Source organism: Corynebacterium sp. HMSC035E02, from assembly GCF_001836065.1.
GTDB classification, from domain to species: domain Bacteria; phylum Actinomycetota; class Actinomycetes; order Mycobacteriales; family Mycobacteriaceae; genus Corynebacterium; species Corynebacterium hiratae.
On record NZ_KV827335.1, the window covers coordinates 1 to 619 of the forward strand.

Annotated in this window: 1 pseudogene; it reads right to left on the minus strand. The window is 53.5% G+C overall.

The features are described from left to right. Positions 1 to 518: pseudogene (locus HMPREF2635_RS05140) on the minus strand (transposase); the annotation flags it as partial. Positions 519 to 619 lie beyond the last annotated feature (101 nt).

Sequence of the window (619 nt, forward strand, 5' to 3'; positions counted from 1 at the left end):
CCAATACCTGCATGATGGGCCAACGCTTGAGTTAGTATCTCCCCGAACGATTCGGTAGCGAAGGAGGAAAGACGCCTCTGGATGGTGCGATAGCTTGCGCTTGTCACCCCAACTTCAGCAAGGGTTTCGATCGAATCAAACTTTGAGCCAGGATTAATCAACCGAGCGCGCACCAGATCGCGAAACACCGGATCATCACCGCTTGCTGCAGCAAGACCTAACTCGTTGAAACACGCATCAATACAGTCCAGCAAGTATCCGGCCCGCTGACCGACTACAGGCAGCGGGTTGGAAACGCTGCCTGTTGCCGGAGGGATGTGTCTAACCTCGCCGAAGTCCAATGCGAGTTGGTCACCATCGACGATGCGTTGAGCTTCAGCCCGCAAAAGCGCAAGCTCAGACTCTGAATGCGCTGAACCGATATGCTTCATCCTTTTCGCACCTTTGCGTTCAGAGAACACCACCTGCACCGCCATCGCCCCAGAAGCGGTCTTGACAGTGCGAATATAAGGACTCACAAAAATCAGACTACTGAACACCCCCGGCACTACCCACTTAGTGCGGAAAAATTCCTCCCCACCGACGAAAACCAACAGGTAACAGTGTCAAGAGTGACGTT